At 57.2% G+C, this 20,276-nt stretch carries 19 protein-coding genes and 1 tRNA gene; 16 read left to right on the top strand and 4 right to left on the bottom strand.

Annotation, left to right across the window (positions count from 1 at the left end; all coding sequences use genetic code 11):
- Nucleotide 1: 1 nt before the first annotated feature.
- Nucleotides 2-703, bottom strand: coding sequence for an FhaA domain-containing protein (locus G437_RS0107915; protein ID WP_024332025.1), 702 nt, complete (start codon nt 701-703; stop codon nt 2-4).
- Nucleotides 704-962: 259 nt separating this feature from the next.
- Nucleotides 963-1,046: transfer RNA gene (locus tag G437_RS0107910), tRNA-Leu, on the bottom strand.
- Between the two features lie 149 nt (nt 1,047-1,195).
- On the opposite strand from G437_RS0107910, the gene G437_RS10985 reads away from it, so the two are divergent.
- The 4 genes from G437_RS10985 to G437_RS0107890 all read left to right on the top strand — a co-directional run bounded on the left by G437_RS10985 (nt 1,196) and on the right by G437_RS0107890 (nt 5,689).
- A complete protein-coding gene (locus G437_RS10985; protein WP_070613959.1) occupies nt 1,196-2,527 on the top strand; it encodes a hypothetical protein in 1,332 nt (443 codons plus the stop codon).
- Between the two features lie 75 nt (nt 2,528-2,602).
- Nucleotides 2,603-3,679 carry an LLM class flavin-dependent oxidoreductase gene (locus G437_RS0107900; RefSeq protein ID WP_024332023.1) on the top strand — a complete coding sequence of 359 codons (1,077 nt, stop codon included), beginning with the start codon at nt 2,603-2,605 and terminating at the stop codon, nt 3,677-3,679.
- Between the two features lie 37 nt (nt 3,680-3,716).
- A complete protein-coding gene (locus G437_RS0107895) occupies nt 3,717-4,805 on the top strand; it encodes an ADP-ribosylglycohydrolase family protein (protein ID WP_051141919.1) in 1,089 nt (362 codons plus the stop codon).
- Nucleotides 4,802-5,689: a ribonuclease H family protein gene (locus G437_RS0107890; protein WP_024332021.1), complete on the top strand. Its 888-nt coding sequence runs from the start codon at nt 4,802-4,804 to the stop codon at nt 5,687-5,689. The genes G437_RS0107895 and G437_RS0107890 overlap by 4 nt, the downstream gene beginning before the upstream one ends.
- Nucleotides 5,690-5,711: 22 nt before the next feature.
- On the opposite strand, the gene mtnN is transcribed toward G437_RS0107890, so the two are convergent.
- Together mtnN and G437_RS0107880 are read right to left on the bottom strand one after the other, a co-directional pair.
- Nucleotides 5,712-6,398, bottom strand: coding sequence for a 5'-methylthioadenosine/S-adenosylhomocysteine nucleosidase (gene mtnN, locus G437_RS0107885; protein WP_231782305.1), 687 nt, complete (start codon nt 6,396-6,398; stop codon nt 5,712-5,714).
- The gene (locus tag G437_RS0107880) at nt 6,395-6,853 is read right to left on the bottom strand and encodes an S-ribosylhomocysteine lyase (protein WP_024332019.1); all 459 of its coding nucleotides are present in this window, start codon (nt 6,851-6,853) and stop codon (nt 6,395-6,397) included. The genes mtnN and G437_RS0107880 overlap by 4 nt, the downstream gene beginning before the upstream one ends.
- Nucleotides 6,854-7,289: 436 nt before the next feature.
- Here G437_RS0107880 and nrdH point away from each other — a divergent pair, with 436 nt between their 5' ends.
- The 12 genes from nrdH to G437_RS0107820 all read left to right on the top strand — a co-directional run bounded on the left by nrdH (nt 7,290) and on the right by G437_RS0107820 (nt 20,269).
- Nucleotides 7,290-7,544: a glutaredoxin-like protein NrdH gene (gene nrdH, locus G437_RS0107875; RefSeq protein WP_024332018.1), complete on the top strand. Its 255-nt coding sequence runs from the start codon at nt 7,290-7,292 to the stop codon at nt 7,542-7,544.
- Nucleotides 7,537-7,971: a class Ib ribonucleoside-diphosphate reductase assembly flavoprotein NrdI gene (gene nrdI, locus G437_RS0107870; protein ID WP_024332017.1), complete on the top strand. Its 435-nt coding sequence runs from the start codon at nt 7,537-7,539 to the stop codon at nt 7,969-7,971. Before nrdH ends, nrdI begins: the two co-directional genes overlap by 8 nt.
- Complete coding sequence (gene nrdE / locus G437_RS0107865) at nt 7,956-10,112, top strand: class 1b ribonucleoside-diphosphate reductase subunit alpha (protein WP_024332016.1); 2,157 nt, start codon at nt 7,956-7,958, stop codon at nt 10,110-10,112. Before nrdI ends, nrdE begins: the two co-directional genes overlap by 16 nt.
- 307 nt (nt 10,113-10,419) lie before the next feature.
- Nucleotides 10,420-11,196, top strand: a complete 777-nt coding sequence (locus G437_RS0107860; protein WP_024332015.1) for an ABC transporter ATP-binding protein — start codon at nt 10,420-10,422, stop codon at nt 11,194-11,196.
- A complete protein-coding gene (locus G437_RS10620; protein WP_024332014.1) occupies nt 11,193-13,592 on the top strand; it encodes an FtsX-like permease family protein in 2,400 nt (799 codons plus the stop codon). Before G437_RS0107860 ends, G437_RS10620 begins: the two co-directional genes overlap by 4 nt.
- A 149-nt stretch (nt 13,593-13,741) precedes the next feature.
- A complete protein-coding gene (locus G437_RS0107850) occupies nt 13,742-14,047 on the top strand; it encodes a thiamine-binding protein (RefSeq protein WP_024332013.1) in 306 nt (101 codons plus the stop codon).
- Nucleotides 14,048-14,084: 37 nt separating this feature from the next.
- The gene (locus G437_RS0107845) at nt 14,085-15,986 is read left to right on the top strand and encodes a hypothetical protein (protein ID WP_024332012.1); all 1,902 of its coding nucleotides are present in this window, start codon (nt 14,085-14,087) and stop codon (nt 15,984-15,986) included.
- A gap of 78 nt (nt 15,987-16,064) precedes the next feature.
- Nucleotides 16,065-17,009, top strand: coding sequence for an ABC transporter ATP-binding protein (locus G437_RS0107840; protein WP_024332011.1), 945 nt, complete (start codon nt 16,065-16,067; stop codon nt 17,007-17,009).
- A complete protein-coding gene (locus G437_RS0107835; protein ID WP_024332010.1) occupies nt 17,006-17,812 on the top strand; it encodes an ABC transporter permease in 807 nt (268 codons plus the stop codon). The genes G437_RS0107840 and G437_RS0107835 overlap by 4 nt, the downstream gene beginning before the upstream one ends.
- Before the next feature lie 3 nt (nt 17,813-17,815).
- On the top strand, nt 17,816-18,943 hold the full coding sequence (locus G437_RS10980; RefSeq protein WP_051141918.1) for a histidine kinase: 1,128 nt from the start codon (nt 17,816-17,818) through the stop codon (nt 18,941-18,943).
- Nucleotides 18,943-19,548 carry a response regulator transcription factor gene (locus G437_RS0107825; protein ID WP_024332007.1) on the top strand — a complete coding sequence of 202 codons (606 nt, stop codon included), beginning with the start codon at nt 18,943-18,945 and terminating at the stop codon, nt 19,546-19,548. Before G437_RS10980 ends, G437_RS0107825 begins: the two co-directional genes overlap by 1 nt.
- Nucleotides 19,549-19,564: 16 nt before the next feature.
- Nucleotides 19,565-20,269, top strand: coding sequence for an SDR family oxidoreductase (locus G437_RS0107820; protein ID WP_024332006.1), 705 nt, complete (start codon nt 19,565-19,567; stop codon nt 20,267-20,269).
- Nucleotides 20,270-20,276 lie beyond the last annotated feature (7 nt).

Genomic DNA, 20,276 nt, shown 5'->3' with positions numbered 1-20,276 from the left:
CCTACGCCTCCTCCCCTTCGGAGGTGTAGAAAAAGATGTGGGTGCGCCCTACTGTGAGCTCGTTGCCGTCGAGCAATGTGGCCGCGTCGATGCGATGCCCTTCGACGTAGGAGCCGTTAGTTGAACCCAGATCTGTGGCGATTACCCCGGTGGGGGTGATCCGCAGTTCTAGGTGTTTGCGGGATACTCCGCTGTCGGAGAGGACTATGTCGGCGTCGGCGCCTCGGCCGATTACGGTTACTGGTTCGGTCAGCATCCAGCGTTTGCCGTCGATTTCGAGTACCGGGTGGGACGGGCTTGCTTGGTTCGAGGTGACTGGGGCGGCCGGGCCGCGGCGCGTGGCTGGGGTGACGCGCACAGAGCCGGTCTCTTGGGCCGAATCTTTGGTGAAGGTGACAACCACCGGCCCCACGAACGAGTAGGATTGTTCAGTGGCGTACTGGGTTGCGTCGTTTACCATTTCTTCGGCCAACACGTCGCCTTGGCCGCCAGCAATGTTGTCGAAGTCGGCCTTAGAGAGGCTGACTGTGAATTCGTTGGGCACTACCGTGCGGTTAGAGCTAATAGCAGCCGTATTATCTTCCATCGACCGGCGTACTGCAGCCGAAATGTCGACAGGCTTTAGCTGCGACCGGAAAACCTTGGAAAACGCGCCAGAAATGCCGCGCTCAACGGCGTTTTCGAAACGGTCAAATACGCTCACCGTCAACCCCCAATAGTGCTTTGGGCTGCGAACCCAAAAATGGTCATATACCTTCCCTAGTATGCCGCGTTAACTAGAGATCTTGCACCTTAGCACCAGCGCGCCGGTTATAAGAAGAGACGGGAGGGGCTTTTGCTGATCGCGTAAGGGGAGGTGAAAGGGTCTGAGGGCGGAAGCCGGGTTGGGCCTAGAAACCGCCGAAGGGGCGCGAGGTGAGGGCAAGAAAAAATCCCAGGGCGTTTGCCTTGGGATTCGACTGTGCTCGAGGGGGGAGTTGAACCCCCACGGTATCTCTACCACACGGACCTGAACCGTGCGCGTCTGCCTATTCCGCCACTCGAGCTTGCATCAGCTCGTATACAGTAGCGCGAAATTGGGCTCAGGCGCAAACCTATTTGCTGTGCACTTATCCACAATTTTGCGCATAGAAACTATCCACAGGCGTGTTTGGCGGCTCTAGCGCGGGGGTATGCCCGTCTAGAAACTGGTGCCATGAGAACAAAAGTTAAGCCTAGAGGCGGGCAAAATGTGCCTCTATTGCAAGCTAGTCTGCCTGTGCGTTGCTGTCGCATTTTTCGTTCGCGTATTGCGACGGCTGTCGCCCTTGCCGCGCTGTCGGTAGGGGCTTTCGCTCCGCCCGCAACCGCTTCCGAGGCTGGGGTGGGCGTAGATTCGTGGAAGGTTGTCGGCCGGGCAGACCTAGAACTGGGAGCCCACAAAGGCGCTGACGGGCAGTTTCTGATCTGCGCCACGGATTCACAAATTAATTTTCCTTCAAAGGCTCACCCCGTCCGTTTTGATCGCGAAGTTACAGTCCCAGCAGGCCAGCCCTATAAGGTGTCAGACTCGTACCTAGGGGACGCCAAAGAAAATATTGTCAGCGCCGAAAAACAGCCCCTTATCGCCTACCTGCTCTGGCGGCACTTGAAGGAGGCAGGAGCTCAAGCCGAGGGCGGCAACCCGGCCGCGCTGGCCGGCCTCGTCCATGCGGTACACAGCTCCACCAATTCGAAACAGTACTTAAAGGACAAAGGTGAGTTGCCCGGGCAGGTGAAAAAGGATGCGCAGAGATACCTGGACGAGGCAGCTAAATATGCCGGACCCTACAAATTTGAACTGACCAGAAAAGGGGCCAGCGTAGGAGTACGCGTGGTTTCGAGCGCGGGAAACCCGATTGGGGTGAAGGTCCAAGCTGGCGGTGAAGGCAAAGTTGCTGTGGGCAACAGTAAGGCTCAAGCACGGGTTTCTTTTACCAGTGCAGCCAAGGTGACCACCCTTAAGGCTATTCCAGTGGCAGGCAAAACCACGCTGCTAGAACTAAAAGCCACAGGCGTTCCCGCTACCTCATTCCGAGTGTGGGAGGACAAAAAGGCTCAGGACATGCTGCTCCCTGGCCGCGACACCACCCTGACTGCAAGGATCAAGATCCCCGCGGCGCCCGTTTCGAAGCCTTCCCCTAAGCCGGCCCCAAAACCGGTGCCGCCGAAAAAGACAGTCCCCGAACCCGCCCCTCCCGCACCGCAAAAGCAGGTCGAAGTTCCTAAGGAACAGCCTCCGGCAAAGGCGGCCGTACACGTGCAGGAGCAACCGCAAGCTACTCCTCCCGAAGAGGTTGAAAAAGATTTGCCGACAAAATCTGAGCCGATAGCAGAAGGTGCGATAAAGGTGAGCGAAGAGCAGCCTGCAGAAACCGCTCCAAAGCGCCGCCAGAAGGAACCGGCAACGTTGGCCAAGACCGGAGTTGGGACAATGCTGGCAGGTGGGGGAGCGCTTGCCCTAGTTGGAGCGGGGGTGGTGGCTCTAGGTTTTAGGAGGCGAAGTTAGCGCAGTGAGAAATACCGGCGCGGACGCCACCTGGCGGGTAGCGTATTAGGTATCCGGCTAGACGTTAGGTGAAACATGGCGACACAACGAGTCCCGCTAAGTATCTTGGATCTGGTTCCCGTCTCCGAGGGGATGAGCCGAAAAGAGGCGCTAGACAATTCCTTGGAGCTGGTAAAACTAGCTGACCAGATTGGGTACAACCGGTATTGGGTTGCCGAACACCACGGTTCAATGGCGTTCATGGCCTCTGCCACATCGCTCCTGTTGGGGCGCGCCGCCGAGCACACTAGCCGGATCCGATTGGGGTCGGGTGGGGTAATGATGCCTAACCATTCCCCGCTGATGGTTGCCGAATACTACGGCACCCTGGCCACCCTCTACCCGAATCGCATCGACTTGGGGCTGGGGAGGGCTCCCGGCACTGATCCGGTTACGGCGGCAGCCCTAAACAGGGGGAAGGCTGATTTGCGTTCCTTCAGCGCCGACGTCCAAGAGCTGGCGAACTACCTGGCCGAACCCGACGAGGGCGAATATGCCACCGAGGTGCGGGGGGCCGAGGCCGGGGCGCTCGGTCTGCCGTTTGCGCCCGACCGGCCACTAACTAGCGTGCGTGCCATCCCCGGACAAGGCACCCAAGTGCCACTTTGGATGTTGGGATCTTCCACCGGGGGAGCCCAGGTAGCTGCGCAGTTGGGGCTACCCTTCTCGTTTGCCTCCCACTTCGCTCCAGCAGCAATGCGGGCAGCCCTTACAATCTACCGAGCCGACTTTACCTCTGAAGCCCCAACGTGCCAGATTGAAAAGCCCTACGTGATGGCCGGGATCAATGTGATGGTGGCACCCACGCAGGAAGAAGCCGAATACCTCTACACCACAAACCTGCAGATGCAATCGCGGATTAGGCGTGGCCACGCCGGGCAACTGCCCGCTCCCACCCGTGATCTCGAGGGGGTATTAGGGGTGGCAGAGGCCTCCCTAGTGCGCAACCTGCCCTCCGCGAAGGCAATTGGCGACCCGCAGCAGGTAGCCCAGAAAATGCAGGCGTTCGTAACCGAACACGACCTCGACGAACTGATAGTAACCTGCTACGCATTCGACCCGGCCCTACGCATGCGTTCGCTACAACTTCTAGCTGACGCATGGTTCGCCTAAACACGCTTTCACGAACTCGGCGCTACTCTGGATGGTGATGAAGCAACCGCCAACTTCCAATTTGCAAAAGCCGCGCGCCTCACGAGTAGACATAGCTGCTCGGGCAGCAGGAGTGCTGGTGGGTACCGCCTGCGGGGACGCCCTGGGGGTGCCCTACGAATTTGCGCCAAAAGTGCAGATTGCGCCCTCAATGCGCGGAGGGGGAATGGGCCCCTACCGCGCAGGCGAATGGTCAGATGACACCCAGCTCGCAGTGGCCCTGGCCGAAGTCGCTGTAACCGGCGCCAACCTGCAAAGCAAAGCCTCCCTAGACAATGTTGCCGAGCGGATGCTGCGGTGGCTAAAAGCAGGAGCAACCGACGTGGACTCGCAGACCAGAGTAATCCTGCAAGGCGCCTTAGACGACGAAACAGATCGCAGCCCAGCACACAAAGTAGCGGCCTCAGCGGCCTATTTCCACAAACGCACCGGCAGGTCCGCAGGAAACGGGATTCTGCCCAGAGCAGGCGTGCTAGGGCTTACCAGGGTGCACTCGCGGCAGTTAACCTCAGAAGCTGCAAGGGCAGTAAGCTGCCTCACCCACCCCGATCCGCTCGCAGGCGACGCTGTGGTGCTGTGGGCCGAAGCAGTACGCTACGCGGTCACCGCCCCTGCGGGCAGCACCTGGGCGGGGCGCATAAATATCGAGGGCGGCATCGACCTATTGCCACTACACCGCCAAAAGCAATGGCGCCAATGGGTAGAAGAAGCTCTGGAACGCTACTTTGCGCCACCCTCAGACAATACTTACGTGGTTTCCGCCTTCCAAGCTGCCCTCGGAGCTATAGCTGCAACCGCCCTAGAAGAGGTTCCGCTAAAGCGGGCATTCGCGCAGGCCACCAGCAGGGCAGTGCAAGCTGGCGGAGACACAGACACGGTCGCGGCGGCAGTGGGCGCACTCATGGGGGCAGTAGTGGGAGCGAGCAACATTCCCCCCGAATGGGTCAAAAAAATCCATGGCTGGCCCGGCCTGCGCGCAACAGACCTCCACGACATGGGAGCAGGCATAGCCATCGCGGGGATAGTTGGCCAAAAAGCAATGGCCCAAGCGCTAGCAGGGGAAATAGACCTAGAAGGAGACAAATGATTACCGCAGCAGCAGACGGATCCAGCCTCGGCAACCCAGGGCCGGCTGGATGGGCCTGGTACGTAGACAAAAACTGTTGGGCAGCCGGAGGATTCAAAACCGGCACCAACAATATAGGCGAACTGACAGCCGTGCTAAACCTGTTGCAAGCCAGCCGCAAAGCGGGGCTAGCAGACCAAGAACTAATAATTTACGCCGACTCGCAATACGTAATTAACGCCCTCACAAAATGGATGCGCGGGTGGAAAAAGAAAAACTGGAAAAAGGCCGACGGCAAGCCCGTAATGAACAAAGACTTAATGGTTGCCCTCGACAAAGAAATGCAAGGGCGAGCCGTAACCTTCAAGTGGGTCAAGGGCCACGCAGGGCACGAAATGAATGAGGCTGCCGACACCCGTGCCCGCGGAGCGGCAACTGCCATGCGCGACGGCAAAACCGTTGCAGAAGGGCCGGGGTTTGCCGGTAGAGCGGGCGCCCCCGTAGCAAAATCGGCCGTTACCGAAACAGAACTACAGGGCAAAAAAGTGCAGGACGAAGAGGATTCCCCCGAGGGCGACGAGCGCTTTTTCGTCGCCGAAGAAGCACTGATAAGAGCCTTTCGCAACGGCTCCCAAAGTGAATTGGAACAGCTCCTGGCAGGTGGGTTTAGGGGGTTTGACGCCAGTGGGCACCCGATGACTGCTGCTGACGCGGTTGCCGATGTGCTCCAACTCTTTAGCAGCGACGGCAAAGTGGGAAAGATGGCTTGCGCTCACCTTGGCTCTGGGCTGTACGCCGTCTGCTACAGGGTAGGCGAGGCGGGCGGCCCGGTATTGCATTCGACTCTTTGGCAGCTGCACTCCGGCTCCCCACAGGCGCTGTTCCACCAGGCGAGCAAAATTTAGCTCGCCTGGGTGCAGCCCTTACTCAGCTTTGCAGCAGCCCCAGAACGGTGGTTGCCGAAATCTCGGCAGCCTCGGCAGCGTCAATGTGGAAATCTTGGCCTGCCTGAGGCCCACACAGATCCGAAACGCCACGCACGGAAACGAAACTAATCCCGCGAGCCGCCGCCACCTGGGCGAGCGCCGTCGATTCCATATCCGCCGCCAACGCGTCGGGAAAAATCTCCCGCATGTGCGGGGTCTGCTCAGCCGCAACGAAAGAATTGCCCGAAACTACCTCGCCTACGTGTACCCCTTCCCGGCCTTCAAGGCGGCGTAAAAGGTTTGGCTCGCCCTCGAAAAATTCTGGTTCCGACGGAAGTTGGCCCACCTTGTAGCCGAAGGCAGTCGCGTCGGCGTCCGCGTACCGGTAGGCGCGGCCGGCAACTACGTCACGCACCTGAATGTTTTTGCCAAGCCCGCCGCACGTACCCGCGGCGATTGCTGTAGTTGGGGCCTGTGCGCCCAGGGCGCTGGCGGCAGAATCTAGCACCCACGTAAGGCACGAGGCGGCATTTACCAGCCCAATAGCTGAGGTGGCCAGTAGCACCTGGCCGGGCCCTTCCAACAGGTGGCAGACGGCGCGCCCGCACCTAACCGTTTCCTTGGCGGGGCGTGCCCGCAAGAATGGCTCGGCCTCTAAATCCATAGCGACCTGGATAAGAATGCTCACTTTACTTCTTCCCAGCTTTCACGTTCGGCTAGGAAGGCGCGCACTGCCTTTTGGGCGCCCTCGAGGGAATGGTTAGCGCCCCACCCGCATTGCACTTCGTTAGCTGCAGGTACGGACTTGGCGTGCAGAATATCCTTGAAAGTCGCCTCCAACAGGGGAAGGAAGTCGGCCATTTCGATTCCTAATGTGAGTGCGTAGAAACCAGTTTGGCAGCCCATGGGCCCAAAGTCGATTAGGGCGTCGGTGTGGTTGCGCATGAGCTCCGCAGTCAGGTGTTCGATGGAGTGCACGGTGGGCATTTCGAGGTGGGCTTTGTTGGGCTGGCAGAAGCGCACATCGTACTTGATTAGCGTGTCGCCGCCAGGTAGGTGCTTGCGGTCGGCAACGCGCACAAACGGGGCTTTTACTGTCCTGTGGTCCAGGTTGAATGATTCGACGTTCATTTTTTGACTCATAGCCCCATTGTTTCATGTTCGTTCCTCTTCGGTGATTTCGGTTTGGCTTAGTCAAGTGGACGATAGTGGCGTGTTTCGCACGAGGGTTTTTCCACAGGCCAAGGGCACTTGTGGAGAAAACTTTCCACAGCTAAAGGTTTTATTTGTTCGAGGGCGTGGGCCGGCTTGGTGGCGCCATTTGTCGGTGGTGGAAGGAAGAATGTAAATGCGCTTAAAGGAAGGGGGTAAGCGGGGTGTCCACCGGCTCGTCCACCACTTTTGTAACTTTGTCCACAAGGGGTGTGAAACACGCTATCTAGTGGTTATGGCGAAAGCTAACCACTAGGTGTAGTGTTTGTACGAGCAGGCGGAAAGCGCCTACAACAAAATCACAGGGATGTAGTTACACCCGCGTAACGAACGTGCTGGTAATACCAATAAGTAAGGAGCCTACTCGATGTCCGTCACTGTTTTTTCTAAGCCCATGTGCGTGCAATGTGATGCGACTAAGCGTGCACTAAAACGCAAAGGCATTTCGTTTGCCGAGGTCGACATCACCCAGGACGCAGATGCGCTGGAGCAAGTGAAGGCTCTTGGCTACGTGCAGGCTCCTGTAGTAGTGGCTGGAGGCGAGCACTGGTCCGGGTACCGTCCCGACAAAATCAAGGCCCTAGTTGCAGCACTGCCAACGCAGAAGGTAGCAAATGCCTAACAATGTGGGGGCTGGCCAACAGGCTGCCCCATACGTCATCTACTTCTCGTCGGCAACGAACAATACAAAAAGGTTCGTCGACCGGCTTGAAGTAGATGCTGACCGCATCCCGCTCCGCCCCAAAGATCCGTTCTTATATGCGCAGCGCCCGTACGTGCTGGTCGTGCCAACTTACGGCGGCGGCAACTTGAAGGGTGCTGTTCCGAAGCAGGTAATAAAGTTCTTGAACCACGAGCCCAACCGCAACCTCTGCCGGGGCGTAATCGCGGGTGGAAACACTAATTTTGGGAAAGCCTACTGTATTGCTGGCGACATTATTGCCGCCAAATTGGGCGTCCCTTTCATGTACAAATTTGAGCTCCTGGGCACCGGCGACGACGTGTCCACTGTTCGCAAAGGATTGGAAGAGTTTTGGCAGAAAATCTGACCGATACGGGCACCGAAACCGCCCTCAGCCCTGACAAGGACTACCACGCGCTAAACGCCAAGCTAAACCTGTATTCGCCCGACGGCAAGATCCAATTCGATGCCGACAAGCAGGCCGCTCGCCAGTACTTTCTGCAACACGTAAATCAGAACACCGTCTACTTCCACGATCTGGAAGAAAAAATGAAGTACCTGATCGAAAACGGCTACTACGAAGAAGAAGTAGTGCGCCAATACGATTGGGAATTCGTCAAGAAACTGTACAAGGCGGCCTACGCACACAAGTATCGTTTCCCCACCTTCCTGGGGGCCTTCAAGTACTACACCTCCTACACGCTCAAGACTTTCGACGGCAAACGCTACCTGGAACGCTACGAGGATCGCGTCTGCATGGTTGCCCTCTACCTGGGGCGCGGGAACGAAGAACTAGCCATGTCCGTGATGGAAGAGATCATCGCAGGCCGCTACCAGCCCGCAACCCCCACCTTCCTGAACGCAGGTAAGGCTGCCCGCGGGGAACTGGTCTCCTGCTTCCTGGTGCGCGTCGAAGACAATATGGAATCGATCGCGCGTGGCATCAACTCTTCCCTGCAGCTGTCCAAGCGCGGCGGCGGCGTAGCGCTGTGCCTTACCAATCTGCGTGAATCCGGGGCTCCCATCAAGCGGATCGAAAATCAGTCCTCGGGGGTAGTGCCCGTAATGAAAATGCTCGAGGACGCCTTCAGCTACGCCAACCAGCTGGGGGCACGCCAAGGTGCCGGTGCTGCCTACCTGCACGCACACCACCCCGACATTTTGAAATTCCTAGACACTAAGCGCGAAAACGCAGACGAGAAGATCCGCATCAAGACCCTTTCCTTGGGCGTGATCATCCCCGACATCACCTTCGAACTAGCTAAACGCAAAGAGGACATGTACTTGTTTAGTCCGTACGACGTGGAACGCGTCTACGGCAAAGCCTTCAGTGAAATATCGGTGACCGAGCACTATCGTGAAATGGTTGAAGATGCGCGTATTCGCAAGACCAAGATCGACGCGCGCAAGTTCTTCCAAACTCTGGCCGAGATCCAGTTCGAATCGGGCTACCCGTACATTGTTTTCGAGGATACGGTAAACCGCGCCAACCCGATTAAGGGGCGGGTCACGATGTCCAACCTGTGCAGCGAAATATTGCAGGTGTCCGAGCCGTCCACCTACAACGAAGACCTAACCTACGAGCACGTGGGTAAGGATATTTCGTGCAACCTAGGCTCGCTCAACATTGCGCGCACAATGGATTCTCCGGATTTTGCAAACACCATCGAAACTGCTGTGCGCGGGCTCACCGCCGTATCCGATCTATCTAACATTGCGTCGGTGCCGTCAATCCAGCGGGGCAACGCAATGAGCCATGCCATTGGCCTCGGGCAAATGAACCTGCACGGCTATCTGGCACGCGAGGGCGTGTACTACGGTAGCGAAGAAGCGTTGGACTTTACCAACATGTACTTCTACGCGGTGTGCTACCAGGCGATTAAGGCCTCGTGCAAGATAGCGAAAGAACGCGGCGAAAGATTTGTCGGCTTTGAAGATTCTGACTACGCGTCAGGAAAGTTCTTCAAAAAATATATTGAGGGCGAATGGGTCCCCAAGACTGACAAGTGTAAGCAGCTGCTGGCAAAGTCCACCATTTTCATTCCCACCCAAGAAGACTGGAAAGCGCTAGCTGCCGACGTGGCGGAATACGGCATGTACAATCAAAACCTGCAGGCAATCCCGCCCACCGGTTCTATCTCGTACATCAACTACTCCACCTCTTCCATCCACCCGATAGTGTCCAAGATTGAAATCCGTAAGGAAGGGAAAATCGGGCGCGTCTATTACCCAGCCCCCTACATGACCAACGACAACCTGGAGTACTACCAGGATGCTTACGAGATCGGTCCAGAAAAGATCATCGACACCTATGCCGTTGCTACTCAACACGTGGACCAGGGGTTGTCCTTGACTCTGTTCTACCCGGACACGGTTACTTCACGCGACGTGAACAAGTCCTACATTTACGCCTGGCGAAAAGGCATTAAAACCATGTACTACATGCGCATTCGTCAGCAAGCCCTCGAAGGTACTGAGGTGCAAGGCTGCGTTTCCTGCATGCTCTAGTAGAGCTAACTAAAGCTGGGTCGTGCTTTTAGTGCGGCCCAGCTTTTTATGTTCAGTGGGTGAATTGGTGCTGCACGTTTGCGTTTGTGGTGCGCGCGCCTACCGGTGGGACGCGTTTTTGCCCTTGCCTTTGGCGTAAATATTTGGCTGCGTTACAAGTACGGGCACCTTCGGCACGCCGGCCGCTCCGCGCGCAAATACCTGCCTGCTAGTTGCGCGGGGCAATTCACCTCGGTAGGGCTGGCACTACCTAAAGTTTACGGCTCCCATTATTTTGCTCGTCCGGAAAGTTTGTGATCGTAGAGGTATGAACAGCACAAATATTCCTCAATCAGTTCAATCAGTTCAGGCCGCAAACGGCGCCACGGGAGCACATGCCGCCCCCTTCAGCCAGGGAGTTGTCGAGCTAGTAGACGTTTCTAAAATCTACGGTACCGGCGGGGCCCAGGTGAAGGCTCTTGATCACGTGTCAGTGTCATTCGAGGCAGGAAAATTCACCGCCATCATGGGCCCTTCTGGTTCCGGCAAGTCAACCATGCTGCACATGCTGGCGGGTTTGGATACGCCCAGTGCGGGTAAGGTGCTCATTGAGGGTAAGGAAATTACCAGGCTCAAAGACGACGCTCTGACCAAGCTCCGCCGCGACCGAATCGGGTTCGTCTTCCAAAGCTTCAACCTGGTTCCCACCCTCGATGCTGCAGCCAACATCAAGTTGCCTGCCCAGCTTGCCGGCCGCAAAGTAGACGAACGCCAATTCGCTAAGATCACCAATGCGTTGGGAATAGAAGGCCGGCTCGACCACAGGCCCTCGCAGCTTTCTGGCGGCCAGCAGCAACGCGTGGCTGTGGCCCGCGCCCTCGTAATGAATCCCGCTGTTATCGTGGCCGACGAACCCACAGGCAACCTGGACTCGGTGGCCTCCCGCGAAGTGCTTTCTATGCTGCGGCAAGCGGTAACGGACATGGGGCAAACCGTAATCATGGTCACCCACGATTCTGAGTGCGCCTCAGTGGCAGATCGGGTGCTGGAAGTACGCGACGGTAAGATTTCCGCTGACCATACTCTTAGTGGTGGTGTCCGATGAACACACTCCTAAAAGCGAATCTGCGCACTTACGCGCGCCGCTACCTGGCTACCGGGCTGGCCGTAGCCATTTCTATGGCATTCGTATTTGCCTGCCTGGCAATGACCCAGTCGCTGCAGAAAGCGTTGACTAAAACAGCTGACAGAGAATTTCAGGGGGTAGCAGCCGTAGCCACTCCCGCCGGAACAATTGACTTGCAGCAGGCCGCAAAGAAACTACATTCCACCCCGGGGATTGGCCGCGCCCAAGCCACTGTTTACGGATTCTTGCAGGTGCGCGCCAACGGCGAAGACACCACAGTGCAGGTTGCTGCCGAGCAGGCCGAGCCGTTTTTCCACCTGGACGCCGACAAAGGGAAGCGCCCAGGCGAGGGCGAAATCGTGCTCACGTCTCAAGCCGCCAAGTCTCTGCACGTGAAAGTTGGGCAGACGATAAGAGCACGCTCGACTATAGAGCGCGGCGAATTCTTCCCCCTAAAGGTGTCAGGGCTGGTCGAGCAAGGCGGTATGAGCAGCGCGCGCTCTGTGATGACCGAAGCGACAATGGACAAAATGGGCGCCTCTATGGCCGTGAATCTGAAGGTTGCCGGGCAAAACAAGAATCCCTCTAAGGCTGATCAGCAAAAGGCCAAGGAAATCGTGAAGCACGTTCTGGGTAAGGACGCGAAGGTACAAACTGGCGCTGAAGCGAAAACAGAAATGCTCACTCAGATGCGTATCGGCGGGGCGGTGATGATGGCCGTACTGCTCACGTTCCCGGCAATTGCCCTGGTTGTTGCGTTCATAGTAGTTTCTACAACGTTCAAAGTGGTTTACCAGCAGCGTAGGCGCGAACTTGCACTGCTGCGCGCGGTGGGCGCCACCGGCAGGCAGGTGCGCTCTCTGCTGCGCAAAGAAACCCTGCTAGTGGGCGCAGTTGCCTCCGCGGTAGGTATTCTGCTCGGGTTGGGGCTGGCGCTAGTTGCGCTAAAGCTGGGCAACATTCCGCTGGAAGGGCTAAGCCCGCTGCTGTTTTTGGGCGTGTTTGTTTTAGGCACCGCGCTTACCTATTTGGTGGGTATGCGCCCTGCGAAGCAGGTAGCCTCAGTTCCCCCACTGGCAGCTTTGTCGCAGTTTAGCGAAGAAGAGGGCGGCACTACTCGCCCCAAGTGGGGGCGCATAGTGTTCGGGGTGATCCTGACTGTCGTTGGTGCTGCTGGTCTGGGCTTTGGCATCCACCATGGCGACGAACTTGGCTTCCTAATCGCTCTAGCCGGAGGCATCCCCACCTTCCTGGGATTGATCCTGCTGGTAAGTGCCGCAATGCCGAAGCTAACCGCTCTTGTAGGGGTAATAGCCCAAAGCAGTATTGGCAAGATGGCGAGGGCGAACGCCACCCGCAATCCGGCCCGCACAGCTGCTACTGGCACGGCCATTGTCATTGGGGTCACCTTGATCACGATGATGTCGGTTGGAGCTACATCTATGCGTGCTTCCCTCGAAGACACTTTGAATGCGGCACGCCCTATCGACATGGTGGTTACGTCCCGGTCCGGGGTGCTGCAGGCTGACCAGATAGCAAAACTTCGCCAGGTGGGTGGGGTTGCAAAGCTGCAGGTGGAAAATGCGGCACAAGCCCGCGTGGGCGGCCAAGAGGTAACCGCTTACGGAGTGGCTGACCGGAGTCCCGTTTCTAGGGCTAAAGTGAGCCCATTTTCTCCCGACTCAGGGCAGGTCGCTGCGGGGCTACCCGCTGGTGCCACCCAGGTTTGCGTAGGGCAAAACTGCAAGCACGTGCAGGTGAAAGAGAACAGGAGGTTGCAGCCAGGATCTGTTGATATAGCCTCCGGTACGCTCAGACAGTTGGCTCCTGATGCGAAGCCGATGCGCGCTGTAATCCGCCTCGAGGACAACGCCAACATTGAGCGGGCGGCAAAGGACATAACCCAGATTTCGGAGTCGTTCGAAATTGGGGGCGGTGCCAACGAACGTGCCTTCTATTCCAAGATGATCAATGGGGCGCTCGCGGTAGTAGCGGGATTGCTGGCCGTATCGGTGCTGGTAGCGCTGGTTGGGGTTGCTAACACCCTGTCACTGTCGGTGGCGGAACGTACTCGCGAGAATGGCCTGTTGCGCGCCCTCGGGCTGTTGCGCAAGCAGATGAGGCGAATGCTGCTTTGGGAAGCAGCACTGATCGCCATAACAGGTTCGCTCGTTGGTATTTTGCTGGGTATCGGCTTCGGAATTGCCGGAATCTACGCGTTGCCCCTCGAGGTGGATCGCGTAATCGTGGTTATGCCGTGGGCCTACATTGCAGCGGCGGTGCTCATCACACTGTTGGCAGCTGCTTTGGCCTCGTGGTTGCCTGGCCGAAAGGCAGCTAAGGTACCTCCGGTGCGGGCTCTAGCAGCAGACTAGTTGAGGCTGTAGGCGAGGGCGTGGTCTAGCTTTGGGCCACGCCCTCATTCTGTTGGGGCAGGTTTTTGTTGCCGCCTCTACATGAAATTTGCCGTGGTCGCAAGGGTTTTAGACGCTGCCTGCCGCCGCGTCTGGCGTAGAATGGAGCTATGTTATTTGCTTTTTCGATTGCGCCCTCGACAACTGACGACCCTGACGGTTCTATGGCTTCGGCGGTGGCCCGCGCTATCAAGGTTGTGCGCGATTCCGGTCTACCTAACGAGACCACTTCGATGTTTACCACCCTGGAAGGTAGCTGGGAAGAATGCATGCCGGTTATACAGAAGGCCTGCGAGGCCGTGGGGGAAGTAAGCCCACGCGTGTCTCTTGTACTTAAAGCAGACTTGCGTCCAGGCCACACCGGCGAGATAAAGGGTAAGGTTGAACGGGTAAACGCACAGGTAAAAAAGCTCTAGTTGCTTTTCGCCATAAAAATCTAGTCAAGGAAGATTAGTGTTGGTTTTCCCCGGATCCAAACGCAAGACGCTAATAATCGGCCTGAGCATCGTCCTGGCAGTAGTAGTTGTCGCCAATTTGGCTGTCGGCTACTTCCTGCTGAGGTCGACGCCTACCAACGCGGCAAAGACGCCTGCCACCAAGACGGTGACCGCTAAGGCGGGCGAGGAAGCCTTGAGCGTGCCCACCAATTATTCCAAGGGAATAAAGAAGTATCGCAGGTTTAAGAAGCCGAAGCTGGGTGCGGATTTCTCTTTAGCCAAATACCAATATTGTGCAAAAACTAATCGCATGGCGGCGATTGCGTTCGTGACAGACAACGTGAATGTTGCGATCTTTAATCAACAGGGGCAGGTCTTATCTAAGTATCAGATTGCTGCGCCGACGTGGAAAGCGGTAGATGAGAGTGAGAAGGGCGTTCTGCAGACTCTTACCCGGGTTTATCCTGACGCGTTCCTGGGGCATATTTCCTTCGGGGATTACGTGTGGGGACACAAAGAGGGCGTGAACATTGCGACGGGTAAGAAAGTTCCCGTTCCCGGTCCGAAGGGTTCCCTCGTGCGTGGGGTGGCGGGAACGTATCTGATTGTTTCTACCCCGAAGGGTAAGGACGAAGAGGTGAGGGCGTATGCGCCCGGAGCCTACGATAAGCCGGCACTGACAATATCAGGACAGGGGAATCTTCAGTCTTTTTCTGATGAGACTTTAGCTTTCGCAAAGAAATTGGGTCGAGATTCAGATATTTCGCTGCTCTATTTGAAGACCGGAAAAGTTGTAACTACTCATGCTAAGGGGGCAGCTATGCCTATTAGCGGAGTGATTGCTATGACTGACGGTTATTGGCTTGTGGCAGATGCTGGAAATCATTGGCAGATACCAGCCGAGGAAGGGGAGGTGAAGGTTGGCGATCGCATCGTTCACGCGGCCTTCGGTAATGCTGAGGGCGAGGGGACAGCGATATTTGGCACTTCCGCCTATCTGGTCTCAAAATCTAGTATGCCGGCCTCGTCCCATAAGCTCAGTAGCGCAAAATTCAAGGGAGCGTTAGACCGGGGGCTCGACGCGCTAGTCCCAATCCCGGGGGACGAGCTGCTTTTCCTGCCTAGCGGAGGCGATTACCTTGCTGTGACTGGAACGGATAGGCACCAGCAGTTCTCCAGGGTTTATGGAATGGTGGACGGATTACTTGTCCAAGATTCTGCGCATATGAGTACCTCCAGCGATTCGATCATGGCCATAGAGGTGAAGACGGGGATACGGCTGTGGATGATCCCCAAGGGAATCACTGCGGATGAGTATATGACTGGCGGCTTGCTAATTGGTTCCGACATTAATACTGACGAAATTGTTGTTAGTGGAGCTGAGGGGGCTCTGCCTGAAGAACCACAGCAGAAAAACAGTGAGCAGAAGCAGGACAAAGCGGCCGGCGATGCCATCCGGAACTTCGATTTTGCGAACGCCACGTGGGATGTGGGCCGCAATGGTGCTTCTAATACTTACGATCTGAAAGATGGAGTAAAGGAAGAGTCGTTTAATGGCGTGCCCGCAAAATTGCAGTATGTCCCAGAAGCTGCCTTCTACGTAGATATTGACGGCGACGGTTACTTAGATTCGATCCAGCGGGTGAATTATTACCCGGGCACGGCCCATTTTCATTTCTGGTATGCACTGTGGATGTGGGATCCGCAAAGGAATACCGCGGTCCAGCACGGAATGTTGGAGGATTTTGCTGGGGAATCTTGTGCGGGGGAGATTCAGCGTTTCTGGGTGCAGGGTGACACGATTCGGGCGTCTGGGTTGAAGCATGATGACAACGCTGCCTGCGCCGTAGCGCCTTCAATCCCGTTCAGTGGTGAAGTCCAATGGGACGGTGAGTCCATCCGCTTTGTGGAGGACTAATTTCCCATGACATTTGCAACGGGTTTTTCATTGCACTAGGCCTAACTGCTGGTTTTGTTTGGGCAATAGCTTGGGTGCATGGAAACAAAAACAAAACCTGTTTTAAAAGAGCCTCAAACTAGTTGTCCGCCGGCACTGCAAATCGAGGGCGCCCGCCGCGCTTTCGGTAAAGTGCAAGCGGTGGGCGGGGTCGACCTCACTATCGGCCAGGGCGAACTGGTTGCTCTACTTGGCCGCAATGGCGCAGGCAAGACCACGCTGCTGGACATCGCCCTCGGATTGGGGCACCCCGATGCGGGCCGTACCCAGCTTTTTGGGCTGGCCCCGCGGGATGCTATCCGCCGCGGTCTAGTTGGCGTAATCCAGCAAGAGGGCGGATTCCCCACCTCGGGTACGGTCCGTTCACTACTGCGGTTGGCCGCCAGTTCGTACCGGAATCACATTGGCGTTGATGCTGCGCTGAAAAAGGCTGGTATTTCTGACCTGGCGGGGCGGCGGCTCAGTAAATGTTCGGGCGGGCAACGCCAACGTTTCCGCCTGGCAATGGCGTTGCTGCCAGCGCCCCGGCTGCTACTAATGGACGAACCGACCGCCGGTATGGATGTGGCTAGTCGGAAGGAGTTTTGGGAGGGCATGCGCTCCCTGACCGCCGAGGGCGTTTCGATCATTTTCGCCACCCACTACCTGCAGGAAGCCGAAGATGTTGCTGGGCGCATAGTCATCATGGACCGAGGCAAGATAGCGATGGATAAACCGAAATCTGAACTAATCGATGTGGATCGGCGAGCCCATGTGCGCGCCATCCTCCCGGCGGGTTCTGACCTACCAGAACGCTTGGCCCACATGTGCAACAAGTGGGACATTCGCCTAAGTGGCAACACCCTTTCGGCGCAGGGGATGGATCTAGAACCACTGGCCCTGCGTCTTTTGCAAACTCCTGGCGTGCGCGGCTTCCAGATGACCCGCATCAGCTTGGACGACATTTTTACTTCTATAACATCCTCGGAAGGCGAACCCCGATGAGTAACACTCTTAGCACAGTCGAAATAAAAGCAATCCCAACGCCTAAAACTTTCCAGGGTGCTGTTACCCACTTTTTGGCCTCTTTATATGGGCAGACAATAGGTAACCCCTGGTTTATTGGCGGTGCAATAGGCATTCCGCTGCTAATGTATTTTTTCTTTGCGGTTGACCAACCTTATTCGGATGAAAGTGTAGGTAACGGAAACGTGCAGGCGGCGATCATGGTGGGCATGGCCTGCTATGGGGCACTCACTACAGCAGGCTGGGGCACGTGCGTGACCGCCCTCGGCCGGAACACCGGGTGGTGGCGTACGTTAGCGCTCACGCCGCTGTCTTTCCCAGCTTATCTGGCTGCGCAGGTGGCTTCCGCCATATGCCAGGCTGGTTTAGCCACGCTTGTGACGTACGTGGTCGGGGCGTTCACCGGGACACGCATGACCGCTTTGGCGTGGGTGTCGGCATACCTGCTCACACTGATTTGCTGCCTCCCATTGGCGGCGATGGGATTCGCGATTGGTCAGGTAGTAAACGAGCAGGCCGCAAACTTTATTCTGACCATGATCCTGCTGGTTTCCGCGTTCTTGTCGGGCATGTTTATGCCGCTGGAGCAGATGGGTAAATTTGTGCAGAATCTGGCTCCTTACACGCCGCTGTATGGCATCATCAATCTGGTCAGGGCGCCACTGATCGGGTGGGCCAATACTTTCAACTGGTCATGGGTGGTAAACATCGGGGTTTATTCAACAGTCTTTATTGGCCTAGCCGCACTGTTGTACTTCCGCAAGGGCCGTACAGAAAGGTAGAACATGCTTACTATGTCGAGGGCGGCGACCCAGCCTTTGCGTGAACGTTTAGGATCGCTGCCGTGGGCGCTGCCATACCTGATCTTCATGTGGATCTTCCCCCTAATTGGGGTGGCCTCCGCCTCAGAGCTCTTTTGGACTATTTTGTGGCAGATAGCTTTCACGGTTGTTTATGCGCAAACCTGGGTCCGGTCGGATTCGGCACCCGTGTCGGGGCGTGTGGACCGTGCTGTGCTAATAACCATAGCGCTGATATGCCTGCTGGCCGCAGTGGTGGTTTACATTTCTGGCGTTCCGCTTATGGCCGCCTACTGTTTTCCTTATCTAGCAGCAATAATTACCTTCCAACTACCAAGAGCCTACATAGGGCGATCCTCTATTGTGCTGGGGGGTGCGATGGTGGTCCTGCTTGTGAGCACCTACATCACCGGGCCGCGTGACGTAAACATGCTGATAGCACCGGGGGTGACGGTTATCGGCTACTTTATGACGGCAAAAGCCCGCCAGGGGGTAGAAGAAGATAGGGCGAAAGCGGTGGCCGCGGCCGATCGGGTAGAAGCGTCAAAGGAGGGCGAACGCGCGCGCATCAGCGCCGACCTGCATGACGTGCTAGGTCAAACTTTGACTGCCATCAACGTGAACGCTCAGGTGGGGGCCAAAATGCTCGAGGCGGGTAGGGAGGCGGAGGTCACCCAGTTTTTGCAGCAAGTGCAACACCTTTCCCACCAGGCGCTCGCGGATATGCGCGCCGTTGTCGCTGCCACTAGGCAGGCGGACATAAATGAGGAGCTGGAAAGCGCAAGGCTGCTTGCCAGGGCTGCCGGCATCGCCCTCGATATTGAAGACGACGGCCACCCGCCGCAGGGTGCGCCCAACACTGTGGCCGCCCACGTTCTGCGCGAGGGCGTAGCGAACGTAGTGCACCATTCTGCGGCCTCCCGCATCCGTATCCAGATCAGCCCTACCGACCTGTCGATCATCGACAACGGCAAGCAAAAGAAGGAATCTCACCGGCAGGGCACAGGCCTGCAAAAGCTGCGCGAGCGAGCAGCTGACGTAGGCGAATTGACCTGGGAGCAAGATCAAGCCGGATTCCGTCTACACTTTTCCCTGAGGGAGGGGGAAAAGTAGTGATAAACGTTGCCGTGGTTGACGATCAAGCAATGGTGCGGGCCGGGCTGGTTGCGCTGCTAAACCTAGAATCCGACCTCCACGTGGTAGGGGAGGGCGAAACCGGCCAAGATGCCATAGAAGTCGCACAGCTGCCAGGTTTAGACGTCCTCTTGCTAGACGTGGAAATGCCGCAAATGGACGGCCTGGAGGCCCTGGAACGAATTAAAGGCTCTGCCTGTCAGGTGGCCATCTTGATGCTCACCACTTTCGACCGGCCTGGCTGGGTAACGCGAGCCTTGGCAGGCGGAGCCAGTGGATTCCTCGTCAAAGATCAGCCGGCCGCCCAGCTGGCCGAAGCGATTCGCCGGGTGCATGCGGGAATGCGCGTAGTCGATCCAGACCTGGCAGCCCGCTCTTTAGGACTGGGCCAAAACCCGCTCACCGCAAGGGAAAAAGACGTGCTGCGCGCCGCCCTCGACGGAGGAACCAGCGCCCAGGTAGCCCGCCAAGTGGGCCTTTCCGAGGGGACCGTGCGCAACCACGTAACCTCGGCAATGGCTAAAACGGGTGGTTCCTCGCGCATGGATGCTGCCCGCCGCGCTCACAACAACGGGTGGCTATGACCCGTATAGTGGGAACATGAGCGAACGGAAAATAGCCCTAATTACCGGCGGCACCCGCGGCATTGGCGCCGCAATCGCTGGCGAGCTGCAGCACACGCACGAACTGATCATTGGCGGTACCAACGCGTGCCGCGTCGAAAAAGCTGTTGCTAACTATCCGCATGCCCGCGGCTTCGTATGCGACCTGTTGGACGTGAGCTCTATTGCCGGCGCCGTGGCGGAGTTAGGTTTGGAACGGTTGGATGTGGCGGTGCTTTCTGCTGGCACTGCTGCCCGCGGCAACATTGCCGAGGTCGAACCTGAGGTGTGGACGCGTACGCTCACCCTAAACGTCACCTCGGTGGCAGAAACTGTGCGACAGCTACTGCCGGCACTGCGAGCGGCAAAAGGGCAGGTTATCGCCATCAATTCGGGTTCCGGCTACAATTCGAAAGCGGGCAATGCCGTGTACTCGGCCTCGAAATTTGCGCTGCGAGCCCTAACGGATGCTCTTCGCGAAGAGGAACGGGGGCGGGTGCGCGTCAGCTCGATTCATCCGGGGCGCGTAGACACCGACATGCAAGTGCAGATCCAAAAGGAGGCCGGACACGGCTACGAACCCACCGACCATGTTGCGCCAGAGTCGGTGGCCAAGGCAGTGCGCGCAGTAGTCGATACTTCCGCCGAGGCAACGATCGAAAACCTAGAAATTAGGCCGGTCGTAAAAACCCCCACCGCCTGAAAGAGGC

It is taken from the genome of Winkia neuii subsp. neuii DSM 8576, from assembly GCF_000420405.1.
Lineage (GTDB): Bacteria > Actinomycetota > Actinomycetes > Actinomycetales > Actinomycetaceae > Winkia > Winkia neuii.
The sequence above is the reverse complement of the archived record's forward strand: the minus strand, read 5'-3'. Positions and strand labels throughout refer to the sequence as shown.